Raw genomic sequence first — 715 nt, 5'->3', positions numbered from 1 at the left:
GCTGCCCGACCCGTCCGACCGTTCCCGTGAACCGCGCCACGCGGCTCCCGTGACGGCCGGGGTCAGCCCGGGCAGCACCTTCGCGCCCATCAGCCTGCGACCCGCGGTCGACGTCGACGCCGTGCACCAGCGGCTCCGCGACCTCGGCCAGAGCCGCAGCACCGACGCCCTCGCCGAACGGGCCGAGCTGCTCCGTCTGCTCGGTCGTCTGGACGAGTCGCTCGTCATCGCGGAAGAGGTGTTCCGTCTCGCGATGTTCACCGGGGAGCGCCAGGACAAGGTCGCCGCACGGATCCGTCGTGCGCACGTCCTGCACGACCTGGGGCGCCACGACCGCGCCGCCAACGAAGCCGCCATGGCCCGCGACACCGCCGCCACCGAGGAGTGGCCGGAACTCGAAGGTGCCGCCGCCGAGATCGAGGGCTGGTCGCTGTTCGAGAACGACCGCTTCGACGAGGCGCGCGCCGCCCTGTCGCGGGCGTACCAGGCCTTCCGCCAGGCGGGGGCGCCGTCGGAGCGCACCGACGCCCTGCGCACCGCGGTCGAGGCCGCGATGCGTGCCGCCATCACGCACCCGGCGGAACCGTCGGACAAGCCCCGGACGGCCCGCGAGGTCGCCGCCCGTCGCGCCGAGGACGACGAACCCGTCACCCGCGTCGCCGAGCCGGTGAAGCAGGTCCCGCCGATCCGCCGTCGCGTGCTCGGTGCGCCCGAC

The 715-nt window shown here is 75.0% G+C and carries 1 protein-coding gene; it reads left to right on the top strand.

Annotation, left to right across the window (positions count from 1 at the left end; all coding sequences use genetic code 11):
* Positions 1 to 49 precede the first annotated feature (49 nt).
* The coding region (locus H489_RS38280) for a hypothetical protein (protein WP_051067395.1) at positions 50 to 715 on the top strand (666 nt) is incomplete at its 3' end.

Source organism: Curtobacterium flaccumfaciens UCD-AKU, assembly GCF_000349565.1.
GTDB classification, from domain to species: domain Bacteria; phylum Actinomycetota; class Actinomycetes; order Actinomycetales; family Microbacteriaceae; genus Curtobacterium; species Curtobacterium poinsettiae.
The sequence above is the reverse complement of the archived record's forward strand: the minus strand, read 5'-3'. Positions and strand labels throughout refer to the sequence as shown.